Below are 18,285 nucleotides of genomic sequence, written 5' to 3'. Positions count from 1 at the left end.
TCTCAGGGGAATGCAGGTGAACAGGGGTTTAGACTACCTTAGATTTTAAAAATTATTGAGTTTTAGACATACCAATTAGGAGTAGTGGTGTGGAATTGAGTTGGAAGGTTAAAGTAAATTTTGGAATTATAAAGAGAAGTTGGATGATTTATTGTAAAGTACAGTTCCTTCTAAAAGGAAAATTTTTGTAAATTTGATAGGTTGTAAATATTTAATTATGAAAGCGATTGATTTAAAGTTAGTAGATAGTTATTTCAAGTTGTTAAACGGATTAAGTCCTGATAATAAATTGGAGTTGATATCGAGGCTTTCTAAGTCTTTAAAGTCAGAAGAGAAGAAAGAAAAAGTTTCTTGGAAAAGTCTATTTGGAGCTTTGAAGCTTGATCAACCAATAGATGAATTTTTGACAGAATTGAAAGATGACAGAAAATTCGTACGAAAACAAATTGACATTTGAAAAAGTATCTATTAGACACGAATATTTGCGCCTATTTTTTGAATGGAAAATTCGATCTTGAAAGTAAAATCGAAGAAATTGGGATTGAAAGATGTTTTGTTTCAGAAATCACGATCGCTGAATTAAAATACGGAGTTGCTAAAAGTACTTTTAAAGAAAGAAATCAGAAGACTCTTGAGCTTTTTCAAACAATGTTTAATATACTTCCCATTTTTCCCGCTCTTGATATTTATGCTAAGGAAAAAGCTAGATTAAAAACAAAAGGGAAAATTTTAGATGATTTTGATCTTTTGATAGGCTCAACAGCAGTGTTTAATGATTTGATTTTGGTAACAAAGAATATTAGTGATTTCGATAGACTTGAAAATATCACTATAGAGGATTGGACAGTTTAGAAACAATTAGAACTACCAAATTCAATAGTTGCAGCCTCGGCATTCACTCATAAATTACCTTTGTTAACAGGTGATAAAGAATTTGCTAAGATTTCAGAATTGGATGTTATCCTTTTTGAAATTTGAGAAATCAACAAAAAAATTCTAGAATTGGTAAATCAATTTTTCCCTTTTATTCCAATTTCAACTTATATATCGGGTTGTCTTCATTCATTGGGTTAAATCCATACAAAACACCATTTGCTTCGTCAATAGTGATGAAATTCAAAGGATGATCCAAGATTATATTTTCTTGTAACTTTCCTTTCCAATCAAAAATCAACAGCCTACATTCTGTTGGATTTTCTAATTCGTTTACATTTTTCCCATAATAGACAGCATAGATGTTTTGATCAGTACTTGCGATGGCGGTGAAGGCAATATTCGTCTGATCTGCATCATATAGCAAGTCCCCAAAGAGTGTTTCGTGAAATTTAGTTTGCTTTCCATCAGTGATTAGAAGTTCATCATAATAATTGAAAACTGCCGCATAGCGCTCTTCGCTTGGCTTCTTGGTCAGGTAATTTGATGAAAATGTCAGTTTTCTAGTATTATCTAGACCTTGGAAATGAGCATTTTTGACTGAAAGCGAAAATGAACTTTTTGGCCCCCTGACCTCCCTAGCCATCTTGGTAAATAGGGTTTGGTATCCTCCTGGCTGAAAAACATATTCAGTCTCCGACACTGCTATTATTTCCTCCACAATATCAGATTCAGGAATCAGAAATTGTTCCTGCAAAAGGATCCCTTCTTCAAGTTCTAAGTTGAAAAGCTTGTTCCGAAACCCATCAAATACATAGACTTGCCCATCATCTCCAATTGACAAAGAAGGATAGCTTGAGAACTCATCAGGTCCTTCCCCTAGTTTACCCAAGCTATGAAGTACTTTCCAGTCCTGATCCAGGACCTTGATAAAAGCATGGATCCCAAACTCATCTATGATGACCATTTTTCCATTACCAGTGGCTTTCATTTGGCTCGGATTTCTAAGGAAGTCCTCTGATATGATGCTTTCTAAGCTTAGTTGAACTTCTATAAGGTTTTTTGAATTTTCAGAACAACCAAAAGTTACCAATAAGAATACTAAAACTAATAAATTACTTTTCTTCATAACAATATAAAGGTTAAGGCGGCTAAAATATTTAGCCACCTTTGATTTTACTTGCAAGCCTGTTCTGCTATTCCAGACTCTTTTCCACAGAAACAATTATAAAATGTTCTGTCTTTAGTTAAAGGACCCGATGAGGTCCACATAGATTGACCAAAATCAATACAGCCTGGACCATCTAAGCTTGGTTCACCAACCTCTGCATCTTGAGCAGATAAATGGCCTATAAATATGGACATTGACATAATCATTAAAATTGAAAATAACTTTTTCATACTTGATAAAATTTAGTTTAATTAAATAATTTAATAAGTGGCTAAAAGCCAGTGACAAAATCTTAAAAATTCCTGCGCAGTCTTTTTTATTCTTTCGACTCTTGATTATAAACATAAAACTCTTAGTTATAAACATAAAACATAATTATTTTTATGTATTACTTATAAGTAATTGGAAATCAGGGATAAAAAATATTATTGATATAGTTTTGATAAACCCACCTTTAGTTTAACCTATCGGTTTCTTATATAGCTAAAATCAAAATTCTTTAAAGTTCGGTTTTTGAGTAATTTTCTTTTGTGTTTTGCTTTTCAAAATTGAAAACCTATAACAATGTTACCAATTTTTGGTAACTTCGAAATATTAATCATTTCAATAAATTAAAATGGGGCGTAATACATCAGTTTCTTTAGGGAGCTATTTCGAAGATTTCGTTGATAGTAAAATATCAGAAGGACGGTTTAAAAATGCAAGCGAGGTAATTAGAGCTGGTCTGCGACTTTTGGAAGAAGAAGAAGGTAAGATTAAGTTACTAAAAAATGCAATTCAAGAAGGAATAGAAAGTGGAAGAGTAAAAGATTTTGATTCTGATAATCATTTAAAACTTTTAAAGGCAAAGCTCCAAAAGAATGGGTAAATATTTTTTAACTGCTAAAGCGCTGAGTGATTTATCGGATATTTATGAATACACCTACTATTTTTGGTCAGAAAATCATGCAGATAAATACTATCAAAATTTGATCGATTGTTTTCAAAGCTTAGCAAAAAGCCCAAGAATTGGAAGAGCGTATGACGAAATAGATCTTGGCTTGCTTGGATTTCCAATGAGGAAACATGTGATTTTTTACAAACTTTATGCTGAAGAAGAAATTGAAATAATAAGAATTCTAAGTTCAAATATGGATTTGAAAAAGCTTATCAAAGAATAAACTCTATGCCACAAAACCGCTACTTTATCATCTACAAACCTTTTGGCATCCTGAGTCAGTTCAGTGGTGATGCCAATACCTTGAAAGAACTTGGTGATTTTCCTTCTGATGTCTATCCAGTGGGCCGTTTGGATAAGGACAGTGAGGGCTTGCTGTTGATCACTAACGACAAATCTCTCAACCATCATTTGCTTAATCCTAGATTTGCTCATCAAAGAACATATCTAGCACAAGTAGAAGGTATTCCTACTGCAGAGGCGATCGCACAACTGGAAAATGGTGTAGATATCAATGTAGATGGGAAAATGTACCATACTAAAAAAGCCAAAGCCCAATTACTTAATGAAGCACCAACTCTCCCTCCAAGAAATCCTCCTATTCGCTACCGCAAAAGTGTTCCCGATTCTTGGATTGAATTAAACTTAATCGAAGGTAAAAATCGACAAGTAAGGAAAATGACAGCTGCAGTAGGATTTCCTACATTAAGGTTGGTGCGGTATGCTATGGAAAACTTAAGTATTGAAGGTTTTGAAGTTGGGGAGGTTAGAGAAATGGATAGAGCAACCCTCCTCAGTTTGTTAAAAATTGTTTAAAATCGCCGACCAACAAATTCATTTTGGCTTAAAACATATTTTGTTCTAATTTAGCCTGCGTTTGATAAAAGGATCAAGAAAAAACCAAACTAAGATAAGATTGAATAAGCTTTCTCGTTTTGGTAGGTGAAATGAGTTTTGGAAAACTGACTATTTAATGCCTGTTCTCATTTGCCAGAGGCTTTGCTGTTGACCATTGATAGTTGACTAATTACAGGTATTGGAATCTGCTAACAAAAGCAATTTAAAAATAAGCACAACAAGTACACATAATAAAACATCTCATGCATCAGGAGAAGATTCAGCAAGTCATAGAAGAAGTAAAGAAAATTGTAGTAGGTCAAGATCGCATGGTCAATAGACTTTTGATTGGCTTGTTTACCAATGGGCATATTTTATTGGAAGGTGTTCCAGGATTGGCCAAAACACTAACCGTAAATACCCTCGCAAGAGTTCTTCATTTAGATTTTAAAAGGATTCAGTTTACACCAGATTTGTTACCTTCTGATTTGATTGGTACGATGATTTACAATCAGCAGGAGTCTAATTTTGAAGTAAAAAAAGGACCCATCTTTTCAAATATTATTCTAGCAGATGAAGTGAACCGTTCACCAGCCAAGGTGCAGTCAGCACTTTTGGAGGCAATGCAGGAAAAGCAGGTGACTATTGGGGAGACTACCTACCAGTTGGATAGGCCTTTTTTAGTGTTAGCTACGCAGAATCCAGTGGATCAAGAAGGAACTTACCCACTTCCTGAAGCGCAGGTAGATAGATTTATGATGAAAGTGCATATCGACTATCCATCTAAAAGCGATGAACTTGAAGTTATGCGTAGAATGGCTAATATGTCTTTCAACTCAGAGGTAAATGCGATTCTTTCTAAAGAAGATATTTTTGCGATCCGTAACAAAATCAATGAAGTGAAGATTGCTGAGCCTTTAGAGAATTATATTATTGAATTGGTATTTGCTACGAGATTTCCAGAGAAATACGGTCTGAAGGAAGAAGCTAAGTATATACAGTTTGGAGTATCTCCACGAGCGAGTATCAATTTGAACTTGGCGGCGAGGGCTGTGGCATTTATGGATGGCAGAGATTATGTGTTGCCTGAGGATATTAAAGAAATTGCTGAGGATGTCTTAAATCATAGGATCATTGTTAATTATGAAGCAGAAGCAGACAATATCAATACCCGTGATTTGATCAAGATTATCTTAGATAAAATACCGATTAACAAAAGCGTAACATTAAAATAAGGCTTAATTGCTGAAAAACAGAACCCTCCGCCAAAACGGAGGTTTTTTTTGCTATTGAGTTTAATTGAATATTAAATTCTGTCTGTTTTTTTAAAAAAAGCATAATTCCAATTTTTATTTCCTCTGAGTTTTTTGAATCAGTTTTGTAGCGGTTAAAAAAAACATACCAATACTAAACTTTCTCAAAATGAAAAAAATTACCTCAATGCTCTTTTTGTTTGTCGCAGCCATTCTGGTTTTGACAAGCTGTGGAGAAGAAGAAACACCCGATTCTCAAGTGAGTATCTCTGGAATTCCACCAACGGCAACTATTGACGCTGGCGCAACTTTAGGTCCAGTGATTGCTCAAATTACCGCACCGGATGGTCTTGCATCTTTGACAGTAAGAAAAGATGGAGCTACTCTAGATACTGAAAACTTCAATGGAGCAACATCTGCTTCTTATGAATTTTCATATACTGCAGTAGCTGCTGATGCAGGAAATAATGTTGTATTTGAATTTGAAGCAGTTGATTCTGATGGTTCAAGAGCGACAGTTACTCATGTATTGACAGTAAGAGAAGCAGAAACTACTGTAAGAGTTACTACCAACATAGAGGGTGAAGTTACTTGGACAGCAGACAAAACGTATATTCTTGGAGGAAGAATTTTTGTTGTAGATGGAGGTAAACTGACGATTGAAGCAGGTACAATTATCAAAGGTGAAGCAGGTTCTGGTTCAAATGCAACAGCCTTGGTAGTAGCTAGAGGTGGTCAAATCTTCGCAAACGGAACGGCCGAAGCTCCAATTATTTTTACATCAATAGCAGATGAAATCGAAGCTGGAATGATCGCTAGTCCAAACTTAGATGCTGATATTTCTGGTCTTTGGGGTGGATTGATCGTCTTGGGTAGAGCTCCAAGCTCTTTTGCCGGTGATGTCTCTGAAGTTCAAATTGAAGGTATTCCACCATCTGATACAAATGGAAGATATGGAGGGAATATAGCCGACGATAATTCTGGTGTAATCAGATACATATCTATCAGACATGGTGGTGCAAATATCGGTGAAGGAAACGAAATCAATGGCCTGACTTTAGGTGCAGTAGGTTCTGGAACTGTAGTTGAAAATGTAGAAGTTATTGGAAATCAAGATGATGGTATTGAGTGGTTTGGCGGTACAGTGAATGTGAAAAACGCTATCGTTTGGAATTCAGGTGATGATGCTTTAGATACAGATCAAGCTTGGTCAGGAACTATGGACAATTTTATTATAATTTCTGGATCTGAAACTGATCATGCTTTAGAAATTGATGGCCCTGAAGGTTCTTTTAATGCTGCACACACTCTAAGAAATGGGACAATCGTAGGACATCCTGCTGCAGAAATGGGTGATTTTAGAGATGGAGCTAGAGGTACCTTTGAAAACCTTTATTTCATTGGTTTCCCTGATCCAGTAACAAGCACCGGCAGAGGAGATCTTTCTATCAGCGGAGATGCAAGTTTAGCAAATCTTGCCAGCGGAGTTCTTCTTTTCAACAACATTGAAACAACATTAGCAACTGGTGTACCTTTAAATCTTGCTTTCAGAAATGGAGTTGATTCAAAAGTTACAGCAGTGGCAGCAAATCAAAATACCGTAGGTGCAAACAAAGCTGTTTTCGCTGGTTGGTCTTGGACAGCTGTAGCTGGAAACCTTGATGATTTGAAATAAAAACCTATTAAATACAAAAAGAAGAGATTGCATGCACAATCTCTTCTTTCTACTTTTTTATCTAAAAATATAAACGTTCAAAAGCTGTAACAAATATTCTTGAAATATGAAAAAGTCATTATTTCTATCCATTATTGCCATATTATTAACTGTAGCTCCAATCTATTCTTTTGCTCAAAAAGGAACAATTAGGGGTACAATTTATGATGAATCTACTGGGGAACCACTCTATGGAGTTTCAGTTCTCGTAGTTGGAACTCAAATAGGAGCTGTTACTGACTTCGATGGTGATTTCGAAATCCAAATTGAAGCAGGAGTTCATTCCTTAAAGCTTTCTTACATTTCTTACAATCCTGTTGACATTTCCAATGTCACTGTTGAAGCTGGAAAAGTATTGGTCATGGAAAATCTAAAAATGTCAGAATACACCTCTGATCTTGAAGCCGTGACAATTTCCGCTGAAGCTATTAGAACTACCGAGGCTGCTTTGATGTCTGTCAAAAGAAATGCATCCAATCTAATGGATGGAATATCAAGTTCTACATTTAGGCAAATTGGTGATGGAGATGCCGCTTCGGCAATCAAGAGGGTGACAGGTGTATCTGTAGAAGGTGGTAAATATGTATATATTCGAGGTTTAGGGGATAGATATACAAAAACTGTCTTGAACGGGGTAGATGTACCAGGCTTGGATCCAGATAGAAATGCCATTCAAATGGATATCTTTCCTACCAATGTGATTGATAATATTGTCGTATCAAAATCATTTACAGCAGAGCTTCCAGCTGATTTTGCTGGTGGTGTCGTGAATATTGAAACCAAAGACTTTCCTGAAGAGAAAACTATGGCGGTCAATATCTCAGGTGGATATAATCCAAGTATGCATTTTAATCCAAATGCTCTTGCTGTCCAAGGAGGAAAAACAGATTGGTTAGGATTTGATGATGGTGGTAGAGCAATCCCTACAGCTGGTGTTGCTGAAATCCCTCAATTTCCTGAAGTAATCGGAAATCCAAATTCAGAAAAAGGACAACTTTTTCAATCTATCTTGGGCAAGTTTAACCCTACTCTAGGCGGATCTAGACGCACAAGTCCTATGGATTTTAATTTGGGTTACTCAATTGGAGATCAGCTAAGTATAAAGGATAAAAGTATAGGTTATAACTTTGCTTTGACTTATAGAAATGAAACTGAATATTACAATGATGCAGAATTTAATCTTTTTGCAAAACCTAGAAATTCAAATGAGTTTAATCTTGAGCCTTTAGAAAGGTCAAGAGGTGATTATTCTACAAACAATGTTTTGTTAGGAGGAATTGCTGGTTTGGCTTTTAAGTCTGATTTCACAAAAATCAAATTGAACTTTTTGAGATTGCAAAGTGGTGAATCAAAAGTGGCGAACTTTAATTTCATAAACACGAATTTGGGAGCTGAATTTGAAGCTGATCAATACAATATCGAATACAGTGAACGTGCTTTAACCAATCTTTTGCTAAGCGCAAGTCACTATTTGAACGGTGGTAAATGGCAACTGAACTGGAAAGTTTCTCCAAGTTTGAGTTCAATCAATGATCCAGATGTAAGAATTACAAGATTTAGGGTTCCCACAAATACAATAGGTACTGAAGTTGGTCTTCCAACGAGAATATGGAGAAGCTTAGATGAACAAAGTTTATTTGGAAATGTAGATTTGACAGATAACTATATGTTCAAAGGAAAAGCTGCCAAATTGAAATTCGGTGGGGCTTATGTTTATAAAAACAGAGATTTCCTAATAGAGAGTTTCCAGTTCAATCCTGGTAACACTCAGTTTGATGGTGATCCGAATCGAGTTTTATTAGAAGAAAACCTCTTCTCAGCTGAAAATAGAAATGGAATCAGATTTGACCCGACATTTATTCCGATAAACCCAAATCAATACAATTCAAATCTGGCGAATGTCGGTGCTTATGTTTCCAATGAATTCAACCCATTGCCAAATCTAAAAGCAATAGTAGGTTTGAGAGTGGAGCAGTACACACAATATTATACAGGTACAAATCAAACAAACACCATCATTTTTGATAATGAAAAAGTGCTTGATGATTTGGACTTTTTCCCTACATTGAATTTGGTACAGTCTATTGGCAAAGATCAAAATATCAGATTGGCTGCATCCAGAACAATCGCTAGACCTTCTTTCAAAGAATTGTCTTTTGCTGAAATCTTAGATCCAATCACAGGTAGATCATTTATAGGAGCACTTTTCCCTGAAACTTCTGAAGGTGGAACAGAAATCCTTTGGGATGGAAATCTTCAAGCCACCAGAATCAATAATTTTGATGTGCGTTGGGAAAAATTCACTGGTAGAAATGAAATTATTTCAGCAAGTGTATTTTACAAAATGTTTGATAGACCGATTGAAATGGTTCAGTTTCTCTCAGATCCTGGAGCATTTCAGCCAAGAAACGTTGGTAACGGTACAGTGCTTGGTGTAGAAGTAGAATTGAGAAAATCTCTTGGATTTATCACTCCAAAAATTGAAAATTTCTTCTTTAATGCAAACGTAACATTTGTTGAATCTCAAATCGATATGTCAGAATCAGAGTTTAGATCAAGACAATTGACTTCAAGAGAAGGTGAAAATGTGGCAAGAACAAGACAAATGGCTGGTCAAGCTCCATACATCATCAATACTGGAATTTCATATAATAGTATGATTTCGGGAATTGAAGCTGGGTTGTTTTACAACGTACAAGGATCTACTTTGAATTATGTAGGATTTGGTAATAGAACGGATACTTACACAGTTCCTTTCCATGCATTGAATTTTAATATCAACAAGACTTGGGGTAAAGAAGAAAGATTGCAAACATCAATGAATGTGGTCAATCTTTTGGATGATAGAAAAGAAGAAGTATTCAGAATGTTCAATGCTAATGATCAGATCTTCTCAAGCCTAAGACCAGGCAGGAGAGTTTCATTAAGTGTTAGATACAATATTTGGTAAGTTTAAAATCTAATTTTTGAAGCCCTCACCAATTTTGGCGAGGGCTTTTTTGTTTTAATGTTAATCTATTGTTAAATTCACTTAACAATTTGATAACATTAGAACATGAAGCGCTTCATTTTCATTATTTCGGCAATTTTCATTTCCTTTCAGGGAATGGCTATGCCTATAAATGATGACAAGGAAGTGGATTTTTCTTTAGAAAACTTTATATCGCATTGGGAGACACAGAATTCAAATTTTGAAAAAATGAACAGCAAATTGAAGGCTGATTTTTCAAAATATGGGAAAAGTCAAAAATTTCTAAAATTGCTTTTTTATAGAAGTCAAAAATATCTTTTAGGAAAGTACACTCAGTTTTCAGGAATTGAGGAGTTGATGCATGAGGGGAAATTTGATTGTGTTAGTGGATCTTTACTTTTATCAGTTTTCCTTGATACTTATGGCTTTGACTTTGAAATTATTGAAACCTCTTTTCATGTTTTTGTTCGTGTGAATTTGGATGGTAAATCTTTGATTTTGGAATCGACGGACAATTTTGATGGGTTTATATATAAGCCTGCAGAAGTGGAGGCCTATCTAGCAGAATTTGAAGAGGTAATTCCTTCCAAAGATGCTTATTATCTAGAGCCAACCCATCAATTAGTTTCAGAAATATTGAATCCTATAGTTTTTAAAATTATTGATGTTCGTGAATTAAAAGGACTTGAATACTTTAATAAAGCTATTTTTCATAATAATAAAGGTGAAATAGATTTGGCTTACAATTATATCAATCAAGCAGAATCTTATTACAGTTCAAAAAGAATCAAAACCATGAAAAATCTGATTCAGTCTCAGCTCGTTCTTGCTCAATCTGGGAGATAGTAGATTTCTGATTTTTTCCCTATTTTTAGATTATGAAAAAAGCGTTTTCATTTGCTTTGCTATTCTATCTGATTATGATGATGTTGACTCCTGTTCATGCAGAAGATCATTGTGATCATGGTGAAACGCATACAGAGCAACATGAATCTGATCACGCAGACAATCAATGCTGTCCTCCTTTTTCAGTTTGTAAGTTGTACTCACTTTTTGTCTATGAAATGGTATGGCAATTCGAAGGGCTTGAATTTGACCTTGTTCAAATCACAAACACGATTCTGATCCAACCAAAATACCCTATATCAAGCATACAAATCTGGCAACCCCCGAGGCAATCTTAATTTTTTTACAATAGCCATAAAATGGCTTTTCCTTCTTTGTCTACTCAGATTAAAGAGGATTTACATTTCAATTTTCCCAACACTACATAAAATGTTATGAAAAAAATATGCCTATTTAGCCTATTTTGGCTGAGTATAGTCACCACTTTATGGGCACAGGATCTCAGGATAGTTGTCAAAGAAGAACATGAAAAAACTCCTTTGATGGGGGTTGCAATGCTTATTTTAGAAAATAGGCAAGGGGCTGTATCTGATGAAAATGGTACGATCACTTTCTCAAATCCTCCAAGTGGAAAAATTACCTTGAGATTCCAATTGATTGGGTTCGAAAATAAAGAAATGACGATCAATTGGCCTGGGGATGCTCAAAATATGCCTATCGAAATTTTCCTACACGAGTCACATGATGAAATGGAAACTGTGACTATTTCATCCACTAGAAGTTCCCGTTCGATTGAAGATATTCCTACCCGGGTGGAGTTTATCGCTGGAGAGGAATTGGATGAAAAAGTCAATATGAAGCCAGGTGATATTAGGTTGCTCCTGAGTGAAAGTACAGGTATTCAAGTACAGGTATTCAAGTACAGGTCACTTCTCCGACATCAGCCAATGCAGGTATCAGGATACAAGGTTTGGATGGACGTTATACTCAGATTTTGAAAGATGGCTTTCCGCTTTATTCTGGAGCTGCAAGTGGTCTCGGATTGCTACAGATTCCGCCACTGGATTTGCAGCAAGTGGAGCTGATCAAAGGATCTGCCTCTACACTTTATGGTGGAGGAGCTATAGCAGGGTTGGTCAATTTGATCTCAAAAAGACCTACTGAGGAAAGCGAGTTGAGCTTTGTTCTCAATGGAACAAACGCAGGTGGATTTGATGCGTCAGGTTTTTATGCGAAGCGAAATGAAAAAATTGGCACTACTATCTTTGCAGCATATAACACAAATGCTCCATTTGATCCAGCAGATATTGGATTGAGTGCTATCCCAAAGTTCGATCGGTTTACTTTCAGTCCAAAAGTTTTTCTTTATCCTTCTTCTAGAACTGATGTCGAATTTGGTTTGAATTTATCTCTTGAAGATCGAGTGGGTGGAAATATGAATTATCTCAATGGAAATCGAGAAAATCAACAAGCCTTTTTCGAAAGGAATCTTAGTGAACGAATCAGCAGTCAGTTTGTTCTGAATCACGAAATGGGAGAAGGGCGCAAACTTCAAGTCAAAAATAGTTATAATCACTTTGATCGTAAACTTGGAACTCGAAATTATGATTTCAATGCTGTGCAGCAATCTACATTTACTGAGGTCAATTATAGACTAGATCGGGAGAAAACAGATTGGGTGATTGGAGGGAATCTCTGGACAGAAGCATTCAAAGAAGAACAAACCAACAGTTTTCCAGTGAGAGATTATAACCTCAATACTTTTGGTGCTTTTGTACAGAACAATACCAACTTGAGTAAAAAATGGGTATTGGAATCTGGTCTGAGAACGGATTATGTATTGGATTATGGTCTGGCAATATTACCAAGAGTAGCATTGCTGTACAAGGCAAATCTAAATTTCAGTTCTAGGTTTGGTGGCGGCTTGGGATACAAGGCACCGACTATTTTCACAGAAGAAAGTGAAAGGCTGCAATACAGAGATATTCAGCCTATCAATCCTGAATTCAATACTTTGGAGAAAAGTTATGGGCTCAATTGGGATTTGAATTATAAGACTGCGTTGTTCAATGATCAAGTGTTTTTCAGCGTCAACCACTTATTTTTCTACACCTACCTAGACAAACCCCTCTTTTTAGAGCAAGCGGCCGGTTTTCAATACAGATTTGTCAACATAGATGGTTTTAGTGATACTAAGGGTACAGAGACCAATCTAAAATGGACATTTCGGGATTTCAAGTGGTTTATGGGATATACCTATACTCATGCCCGAATCAATTCAAGTGGAGTTGTGAGAGATAATCCTTTGACTCCAAAACACAGAATCAATTCCGTGCTTTTCTATGAAGTTCATGACAAGTGGAAAATTGGCTGGGAGTCCTACTATTTCAGTCAGCAACGCTTGAGTGATGGTTCAGTTGGGCAGTCCTATTGGATCATGGGCTTTATGGCGGAGAAGATTTGGGAGAAATTTTCGGTATTTATCAATTTTGAAAATTTTCTTGATGCGCGCCAAACCCGATTTGACAACATTTTCACAGGAAGTATAGATAATCCTAGTTTCCGAGAAATCTATGCACCACTCGACGGCTTTGTCATCAATGGAGGAGTGAAGCTGAGGTTGAAATAGAAGATTTATGCCTAATATTTAGATTACAATCTAAGTATTAGGCGTAATTTTTTTCAAAATAGAATGTGAATCTATGTATCATGAAAAGTTAAGTTAGTTAACTTACAATCTAAATTCCCTCAGCCATCCAACCAATCTTTAAACGCCCCCACTTTTTCACGACTTACCAAAATATCATTATCCGAACAGTCTTTTAGAATGATTTTTAGGCGGCTGTTTGAGTAGGTATGGATCTCGGATATGGAAGAAAAGGAGGTAATGTATTTTCTATTCAGTCTGAAGAATTGTTTGGGTTCGAGCATATTTTCAAGCTGATCTAAGGTATAGTCCAAGACGAATTTTTTGTTTTCATAAGTTTTCAAAAAAGTAATCCGCTCTTCACTGTAAAAATATGCAGCATCTGAAGTTGGAATAGATTGAATTTTTTCACCGATTTTGACTAGAAATCTACTTTTATAAGTTTTGTTCTCAGCTTGAATTATCTCTTTAATTTTATTGAAATCTAAATTTGGGGTTTGAGTTTGCTGTTGAAATTTCTCTATGGCATGCTTCAATTCTTTTGGGTCGATTGGCTTGAGGAGGTAATCAATGGAATTGAGTTTAAACGCCTTGATGGCATATTGATCAAAAGCGGTTGTAAAAATAATAGGTGAATTGACCTCGATATTTTCAAAAATCGAAAAACTTAATCCATCAGCTAACTGGATATCACAGAAAATCAAATCCGGCGCAGGATTCGAACTTAGCCGGTCAATTGATGACTCGACGCTATCTAAATTCCCATACAAAATTGCCGTAGGAAGAATTTCCTTGATTAGCTGCATCAGTCTTTTCGCAGCCGGATTTTCGTCTTCTATGATGAGGATATTCATTATTTGGAAACTTTCAGTAGAGGCAGTTTGACGATAAATTCTTTTTCAGTTTGAGTTATTTCCGGTGAAGTCTCACTCAAAAGGTTGTACCGTTTTGTGATGTTATTGAGACCGATTCCGGAATTTGCTTTTTTATTCAATTTGGGTTGAATGTTATTTTTCACGATCAACTTTTGATTTTCTATGCCAATCCAAATTTTCAATGGCTTAGTTACACTCGTTACATTATGCTTGATGGCATTTTCAAGAAGCAACTGAAGTGATAGGGGTGGGATCGACCATTCTTTTGATTCGAAGACATCTATGTGGAATTCCAAACTTTGCTCAAACCGGATCTTTTGAAGACTCAAATAATTGAGCGCAAAATCAATTTCCATTTCCAAGCTTACCAATTCTTCATCTTGTACATCTAACACATAGCGATAAATGCGTGACAATTGCTGTATAAATTCAGCTGATTTATCTGCACTTTCATAGACCAAATTACTGAGCACATTTAATGAATTGAATAAAAAATGCGGGTTTAACTGGTCTTTTAACGATTGATATTGACTTGCAATATTTTCAGACTTGAGTTTCTCTGCTTCAATTGCAGCAATCTTCCACTCAAAAAGCCAAGATCTCGCAATGAATATGGTAATAATTATCACTTCTATACCTGTTGGCATCAAAGCATTTTGGCGAGGAGCAAAGGAAGGTTGCACCATTTGGGTGAACATGGCAAACTGTCTTTTGCTATCTATAAAGCTGTATGTGATCCAAAAATCTGTATTCTTGATTGATTTTTGATCTCTGTAGAAAAAGTCAAAGCCTTGGGCAAATCCCTCTCCAGTTTGTTCTATTTTTTGATAATTATATCGCTGCCCTTCAAAGGTTATCAAGTTATTGTATCCTTTGTAGAATGCTTCAGCACGGATAGTTCTTCCGTTTTTGTTGATGAAATAATTCAAAATCAAGTGCTCTGCTTTTGTGTTCTGAAGCGCTGGATTGATGATTCTGAGTTCTTCTAATGGCATTTGGCTAAATGTTCCGGCGGCCAAAGAAACCTGCCCTTCGTTTTCAAATTTGTATGCCAGTGAAAATCTGGGATCAAGCCAAGTTTGGTTTGCCAAGGAGCTATGTCCTGATCGTAAACCTCCTCGAAACACCAACTTATTGCTTAAATAGTAGTCGGCCTCTGTAAAAAGATTATACTGATTATCTGAGATTTCCCTTTTCAGATCCTGCGAAATTAATTGCTCAGAATATCGGGTCATATATGATTCTAATCCTGTTTTTATAGAAAATTTATCAGAAAAGCTTTTGATGGCTACCATTTTTCCATGATATAGTTTGTTTTGATTTCTGATTTCATCTGTTGCGATATTGAAATCATCGATGTTATTGGAGTAAGAAAATCCTCCATAATAGCTCCAGTCATTTTTTCCTACTTGCTTAAAAGAGCTTTGGGCAAAAGTATATTTGTTGCTGACATCCACTAGCTGACCTCTGTCTTCCGAGTCAGGTTGTTTGTTCCAGATTTTCATACCACTTGACTCCGTATGGACATAGGCTTTGGCCATGCCGTTTTTCCCCCATTTTTGTTTAGCGGCTATTTCAGCATCCCATCCGAAAGGTGCTCTTTCCCAATCGAAGTCTTGATTGATTAGACTTTGGTATGGAGATAAGTCGAAATAGTTTGCAGAAGCTGTAATGCTATTTTTTTCACTTGTAAGAGTTTGTGCAAAACCTCCCCCAATGGACATGATGCTAACATCTCCTTGATTTCTCAAAGGGATATCCACGGTATTGAGAGCCAATGCTGATGACAATGCCTGTCCATATTCTGCAGAATAACCACCTGTGCTGAAAAATGATCCTTTGAAGAGGTTAGGATTAAATCTTGTACGCGTAGGAACGTTTGATGCAGTGGTGCCAAAAGCATTGGCTACTTTCATTCCATCAATGAAAATAGTTGTCTCAGAAGCATCGCCACCGCGAACAAATAGTCGTCCATCATTGCCAACATTTGCTGTACCTGGCAAAGTCTAAAATGCGCCAATGATATCACCCATCGCAGATGGGACTGTGACAATATCGATAGGTTTGAGTACCACAGCTTTTTTTTCATCTGATGCTTCCATTGCTCCAGCGCTGATGGTTACAGCAGTCATTTCATTGATTGCTTCTCGAAGTGTCACTTCTAAAATGAGCGATTCTCCTTCTAGTGAGATTTCTTTTTCCAAGGAATTATAACCCATCGCCTGGAAGACAAGGATATATTCTCCAGTCAATGTGGTTTCAAGTATATAGTTTCCGTCTATTTCTGAGGATACACCCTCGTAAGTTCCTTTGAGAAAAATATTTACCCCAGGAATCGTTTCCCCCTTTTGATCTTTCACCACACCTTTGATGCTGGTTTGGGCGAGGACTTGTTGGGTCAGAATAAATAAAAAGAAGATGGCAAATGCTTTCATGGCTTTGAACTTTGATTCAAAACTCAGGGAAAACGTATTCAGAAAAAATTAAAGATTACTGAAGTGTAGAATTTGGTGACTGAAGTGCAATAAAATAAGATGTATGTACCACTGAATAATATTTATTGGTATATTTGAAAAGAGTAGATTAATTTTAACTACATGTCAAAAAATACAAGTATAACGCTGGGATCTCATTTTGAAGATTTTATAAGCAAGCAAATTGAGAATGGCAGATATGGTTCAGCAAGTGAAACTGTACGGGCTGCTTTAAGACTTTTAGAGGAAAAGGAAACAAAATTGGCTGCTATAAGACAGGCTTTATCTGAGGGAGAGGCAAGTGGAAGAGCCGATTATTCATTAGATTCATTAATTGAAGAACTTAACTTAGAATAATATTGGCATTTTTTTTAACCAAAAAAGCAAAAGATGACTTAAAAACAATTGCCCGATACACCCATAAAGAATGGGGGATCAGACAAAGGGATAATTATTTAAAGCAGCTTGATGATGTGTTTTTTTCTTTGTCCATAGCTCCAGAAAAAGGTCTTAAATGTGACTATATCCGTTTAAACTACCGGAAGTTTTGGGTTGGTCGACATATAGTTTTTTATCTTCTAATTGATAATTTAGACATTGAAATAGTTAGGATTTTGCATGAAAGTATGGACATTGAAGTTCATCTTGGTTGACTTAATACCTCCACTTATTCGCCAAAGCAACCAAGCTCAGCATAATAGGAACCTCTACCAATACGCCAACAACAGTCACCAAAGCAGCTGGGCTTTGCAATCCAAACAAAGCTATCGCCACGGCTACGGCCAACTCAAAGAAATTGCTTGCTCCAATCATCGCAGCTGGAGAACAAATGGCATGGGGAAGATTGAGTTTGCGGCCACCAAACCAAGCGAGAAAGAAAATAAAATAGGTTTGAATGATTAGTGGAATGGCAATCAATACAATGATTAATGGGTTGTTCAAAATATTTGGTCCCTGAAAAGCAAATAATAATACCAAAGTAAGTAATAAAGCGAAGATGCTGACAGGTTTAAATTTTGGTAGAAATTCAGTTTTAAACCAAGCTTCACCGTTGCTTCGGATCATAATTTTACTTGTGAGTACGCCAGCGACCAAAGGAACGACCACAAAAATCAAGACCGAAGCGACTAATGTGCCATAAGGAATTGTAATATCTGTGATACCTAGTAATAGGCCAACTAAAGGGACAAATGCCACTAAAATGATCAAGTCATTGACAGAAACCTGTACCAAAGTATAGTTAGGATCGCCATCAGTAAGATAAGACCACACAAAAACCATCGCTGTACAAGGTGCCACACCCAAAAGGATAGCTCCAGCGATATATTCTCCAGCAAGTTCAGGGTCAATATAAGCTGAGTACAACTTGTCAAAGAATATCCAAGCAAAGAATGCCATGGTAAATGGCTTAATCAGCCAGTTGATCACCAAAGTCAAAATCAGACCTTTTGGAGCTTTTCCCACTCCTTTGATGCTACTGAAATCAATCTGTAGCATCATCGGATAGATCATTAACCAGATCAATATCGCTATTGGAATATTGACATTGTAAATCTCCATATCCGACAAAAAAGTGATGTCCTCACCCGCTAAATGTCCAATCAGAATTCCTGCTCCTATACACAAGGCGACCCAGACTGTAAGATACTTTTCAAAAAAGGCGATTTTTTTGGTTTCAGACATTTTT

General features: G+C 36.2%; 20 protein-coding genes. 14 read left to right on the top strand and 6 right to left on the bottom strand.

What is annotated here, in order from left to right:
- The first annotated feature begins 217 nt into the window (after positions 1-217).
- Together BELBA_RS03970 and BELBA_RS03965 are read left to right on the top strand one after the other, a co-directional pair.
- A complete protein-coding gene (locus BELBA_RS03970) occupies positions 218-457 on the top strand; it encodes a hypothetical protein (RefSeq protein ID WP_014771463.1) in 240 nt (79 codons plus the stop codon).
- Positions 454-852: a type II toxin-antitoxin system VapC family toxin gene (locus BELBA_RS03965; protein WP_014771462.1), complete on the top strand. Its 399-nt coding sequence runs from the start codon at positions 454-456 to the stop codon at positions 850-852. Before BELBA_RS03970 ends, BELBA_RS03965 begins: the two co-directional genes overlap by 4 nt.
- 172 nt (positions 853-1,024) lie before the next feature.
- On the opposite strand, the gene BELBA_RS03960 is transcribed toward BELBA_RS03965, so the two are convergent.
- Positions 1,025-2,002, bottom strand: coding sequence for a BF3164 family lipoprotein (locus tag BELBA_RS03960; RefSeq protein WP_014771461.1), 978 nt, complete (start codon positions 2,000-2,002; stop codon positions 1,025-1,027).
- A gap of 47 nt (positions 2,003-2,049) precedes the next feature.
- Positions 2,050-2,274, bottom strand: a complete 225-nt coding sequence (locus BELBA_RS03955) for a hypothetical protein (protein ID WP_157466053.1) — start codon at positions 2,272-2,274, stop codon at positions 2,050-2,052.
- 386 nt (positions 2,275-2,660) lie between these two features.
- Between BELBA_RS03955 and BELBA_RS03950 the strand changes: the two genes are divergently transcribed.
- The 10 genes from BELBA_RS03950 to BELBA_RS03910 all read left to right on the top strand — a co-directional run bounded on the left by BELBA_RS03950 (position 2,661) and on the right by BELBA_RS03910 (position 13,231).
- A complete protein-coding gene (locus BELBA_RS03950) occupies positions 2,661-2,912 on the top strand; it encodes a type II toxin-antitoxin system ParD family antitoxin (protein ID WP_014771458.1) in 252 nt (83 codons plus the stop codon).
- A complete protein-coding gene (locus BELBA_RS03945) occupies positions 2,905-3,204 on the top strand; it encodes a type II toxin-antitoxin system RelE/ParE family toxin (protein WP_014771457.1) in 300 nt (99 codons plus the stop codon). Before BELBA_RS03950 ends, BELBA_RS03945 begins: the two co-directional genes overlap by 8 nt.
- A gap of 5 nt (positions 3,205-3,209) precedes the next feature.
- Positions 3,210-3,797, top strand: coding sequence for a pseudouridine synthase (locus BELBA_RS03940; protein WP_014771456.1), 588 nt, complete (start codon positions 3,210-3,212; stop codon positions 3,795-3,797).
- Between the two features lie 284 nt (positions 3,798-4,081).
- Complete coding sequence (locus BELBA_RS03935; RefSeq protein ID WP_014771455.1) at positions 4,082-5,053, top strand: AAA family ATPase; 972 nt, start codon at positions 4,082-4,084, stop codon at positions 5,051-5,053.
- Between the two features lie 187 nt (positions 5,054-5,240).
- Positions 5,241-6,746, top strand: coding sequence for a hypothetical protein (locus tag BELBA_RS03930; protein ID WP_014771453.1), 1,506 nt, complete (start codon positions 5,241-5,243; stop codon positions 6,744-6,746).
- A gap of 106 nt (positions 6,747-6,852) precedes the next feature.
- Entirely contained in the window at positions 6,853-9,735 is a 2,883-nt protein-coding gene (locus tag BELBA_RS03925; RefSeq protein ID WP_014771452.1) for a TonB-dependent receptor, read from the top strand.
- A 105-nt stretch (positions 9,736-9,840) separates the two neighbouring features.
- Positions 9,841-10,602: a hypothetical protein gene (locus tag BELBA_RS03920; RefSeq protein ID WP_014771451.1), complete on the top strand. Its 762-nt coding sequence runs from the start codon at positions 9,841-9,843 to the stop codon at positions 10,600-10,602.
- 32 nt (positions 10,603-10,634) lie between these two features.
- On the top strand, positions 10,635-10,940 hold the full coding sequence (locus BELBA_RS03915; RefSeq protein WP_014771450.1) for a hypothetical protein: 306 nt from the start codon (positions 10,635-10,637) through the stop codon (positions 10,938-10,940).
- Between the two features lie 96 nt (positions 10,941-11,036).
- Entirely contained in the window at positions 11,037-11,600 is a 564-nt protein-coding gene (locus tag BELBA_RS20055) for a carboxypeptidase-like regulatory domain-containing protein (RefSeq protein WP_245531127.1), read from the top strand.
- Positions 11,516-13,231, top strand: coding sequence for a TonB-dependent receptor plug domain-containing protein (locus BELBA_RS03910; protein ID WP_342626403.1), 1,716 nt, complete (start codon positions 11,516-11,518; stop codon positions 13,229-13,231). The genes BELBA_RS20055 and BELBA_RS03910 overlap by 85 nt, the downstream gene beginning before the upstream one ends.
- A gap of 119 nt (positions 13,232-13,350) precedes the next feature.
- Here the strand turns inward: BELBA_RS03910 and BELBA_RS03905 are convergent, their stop codons facing one another.
- From BELBA_RS03905 to BELBA_RS20050, 3 genes are read right to left on the bottom strand one after another with little or no spacing between them, the layout of a single operon-like run.
- On the bottom strand, positions 13,351-14,103 hold the full coding sequence (locus tag BELBA_RS03905; protein WP_014771449.1) for a LytR/AlgR family response regulator transcription factor: 753 nt from the start codon (positions 14,101-14,103) through the stop codon (positions 13,351-13,353).
- Positions 14,103-16,127: a histidine kinase gene (locus BELBA_RS19950; protein ID WP_052307610.1), complete on the bottom strand. Its 2,025-nt coding sequence runs from the start codon at positions 16,125-16,127 to the stop codon at positions 14,103-14,105. The genes BELBA_RS03905 and BELBA_RS19950 overlap by 1 nt, the downstream gene beginning before the upstream one ends.
- Before the next feature lie 3 nt (positions 16,128-16,130).
- The gene (locus BELBA_RS20050) at positions 16,131-16,559 is read right to left on the bottom strand and encodes a carboxypeptidase-like regulatory domain-containing protein (protein ID WP_052307609.1); all 429 of its coding nucleotides are present in this window, start codon (positions 16,557-16,559) and stop codon (positions 16,131-16,133) included.
- A gap of 162 nt (positions 16,560-16,721) precedes the next feature.
- Between BELBA_RS20050 and BELBA_RS03895 the strand changes: the two genes are divergently transcribed.
- Both BELBA_RS03895 and BELBA_RS03890 read left to right on the top strand, forming a co-directional pair.
- Complete coding sequence (locus BELBA_RS03895; protein ID WP_014771448.1) at positions 16,722-16,955, top strand: type II toxin-antitoxin system ParD family antitoxin; 234 nt, start codon at positions 16,722-16,724, stop codon at positions 16,953-16,955.
- Between the two features lie 2 nt (positions 16,956-16,957).
- A complete protein-coding gene (locus tag BELBA_RS03890; protein ID WP_014771447.1) occupies positions 16,958-17,251 on the top strand; it encodes a type II toxin-antitoxin system RelE/ParE family toxin in 294 nt (97 codons plus the stop codon).
- A 1-nt stretch (position 17,252) separates the two neighbouring features.
- Here the strand turns inward: BELBA_RS03890 and arsB are convergent, their stop codons facing one another.
- Positions 17,253-18,281, bottom strand: coding sequence for an ACR3 family arsenite efflux transporter (gene arsB / locus BELBA_RS03885; RefSeq protein WP_014771446.1), 1,029 nt, complete (start codon positions 18,279-18,281; stop codon positions 17,253-17,255).
- Between the last annotated feature and the right edge of the window lie 4 nt (positions 18,282-18,285).

The organism is Belliella baltica DSM 15883 (genome assembly GCF_000265405.1).
GTDB lineage: Bacteria > Bacteroidota > Bacteroidia > Cytophagales > Cyclobacteriaceae > Belliella > Belliella baltica.
Note: the sequence above shows the minus strand (reverse complement) of the source record. Positions and strands in the feature narration are given on the sequence as shown.

What these genes read in the sequence shown, in the direction of transcription:
- BELBA_RS03970 (WP_014771463.1), top strand. Translation starts at nt 218, where the DNA reads ATGAAAGCGATTGATTTAAAGTTAGTAGATAGTTATTTCAAGTTGTTA.
- BELBA_RS03945 (WP_014771457.1), top strand. Translation starts at nt 2,905, where the DNA reads ATGGGTAAATATTTTTTAACTGCTAAAGCGCTGAGTGATTTATCGGAT.
- arsB (WP_014771446.1), bottom strand. Translation starts at nt 18,281, where the DNA reads ATGTCTGAAACCAAAAAAATCGCCTTTTTTGAAAAGTATCTTACAGTC.
- BELBA_RS03925 (WP_014771452.1), top strand. Translation starts at nt 6,853, where the DNA reads ATGAAAAAGTCATTATTTCTATCCATTATTGCCATATTATTAACTGTA.
- BELBA_RS03950 (WP_014771458.1), top strand. Translation starts at nt 2,661, where the DNA reads ATGGGGCGTAATACATCAGTTTCTTTAGGGAGCTATTTCGAAGATTTC.
- BELBA_RS03920 (WP_014771451.1), top strand. Translation starts at nt 9,841, where the DNA reads ATGAAGCGCTTCATTTTCATTATTTCGGCAATTTTCATTTCCTTTCAG.
- BELBA_RS20050 (WP_052307609.1), bottom strand. Translation starts at nt 16,559, where the DNA reads ATGAAAGCATTTGCCATCTTCTTTTTATTTATTCTGACCCAACAAGTC.
- BELBA_RS03915 (WP_014771450.1), top strand. Translation starts at nt 10,635, where the DNA reads ATGAAAAAAGCGTTTTCATTTGCTTTGCTATTCTATCTGATTATGATG.
- BELBA_RS03955 (WP_157466053.1), bottom strand. Translation starts at nt 2,274, where the DNA reads ATGAAAAAGTTATTTTCAATTTTAATGATTATGTCAATGTCCATATTT.
- BELBA_RS20055 (WP_245531127.1), top strand. Translation starts at nt 11,037, where the DNA reads ATGAAAAAAATATGCCTATTTAGCCTATTTTGGCTGAGTATAGTCACC.
- BELBA_RS03960 (WP_014771461.1), bottom strand. Translation starts at nt 2,002, where the DNA reads ATGAAGAAAAGTAATTTATTAGTTTTAGTATTCTTATTGGTAACTTTT.
- BELBA_RS03905 (WP_014771449.1), bottom strand. Translation starts at nt 14,103, where the DNA reads ATGAATATCCTCATCATAGAAGACGAAAATCCGGCTGCGAAAAGACTG.
- BELBA_RS03930 (WP_014771453.1), top strand. Translation starts at nt 5,241, where the DNA reads ATGAAAAAAATTACCTCAATGCTCTTTTTGTTTGTCGCAGCCATTCTG.
- BELBA_RS03935 (WP_014771455.1), top strand. Translation starts at nt 4,082, where the DNA reads ATGCATCAGGAGAAGATTCAGCAAGTCATAGAAGAAGTAAAGAAAATT.
- BELBA_RS03895 (WP_014771448.1), top strand. Translation starts at nt 16,722, where the DNA reads ATGTCAAAAAATACAAGTATAACGCTGGGATCTCATTTTGAAGATTTT.
- BELBA_RS03940 (WP_014771456.1), top strand. Translation starts at nt 3,210, where the DNA reads ATGCCACAAAACCGCTACTTTATCATCTACAAACCTTTTGGCATCCTG.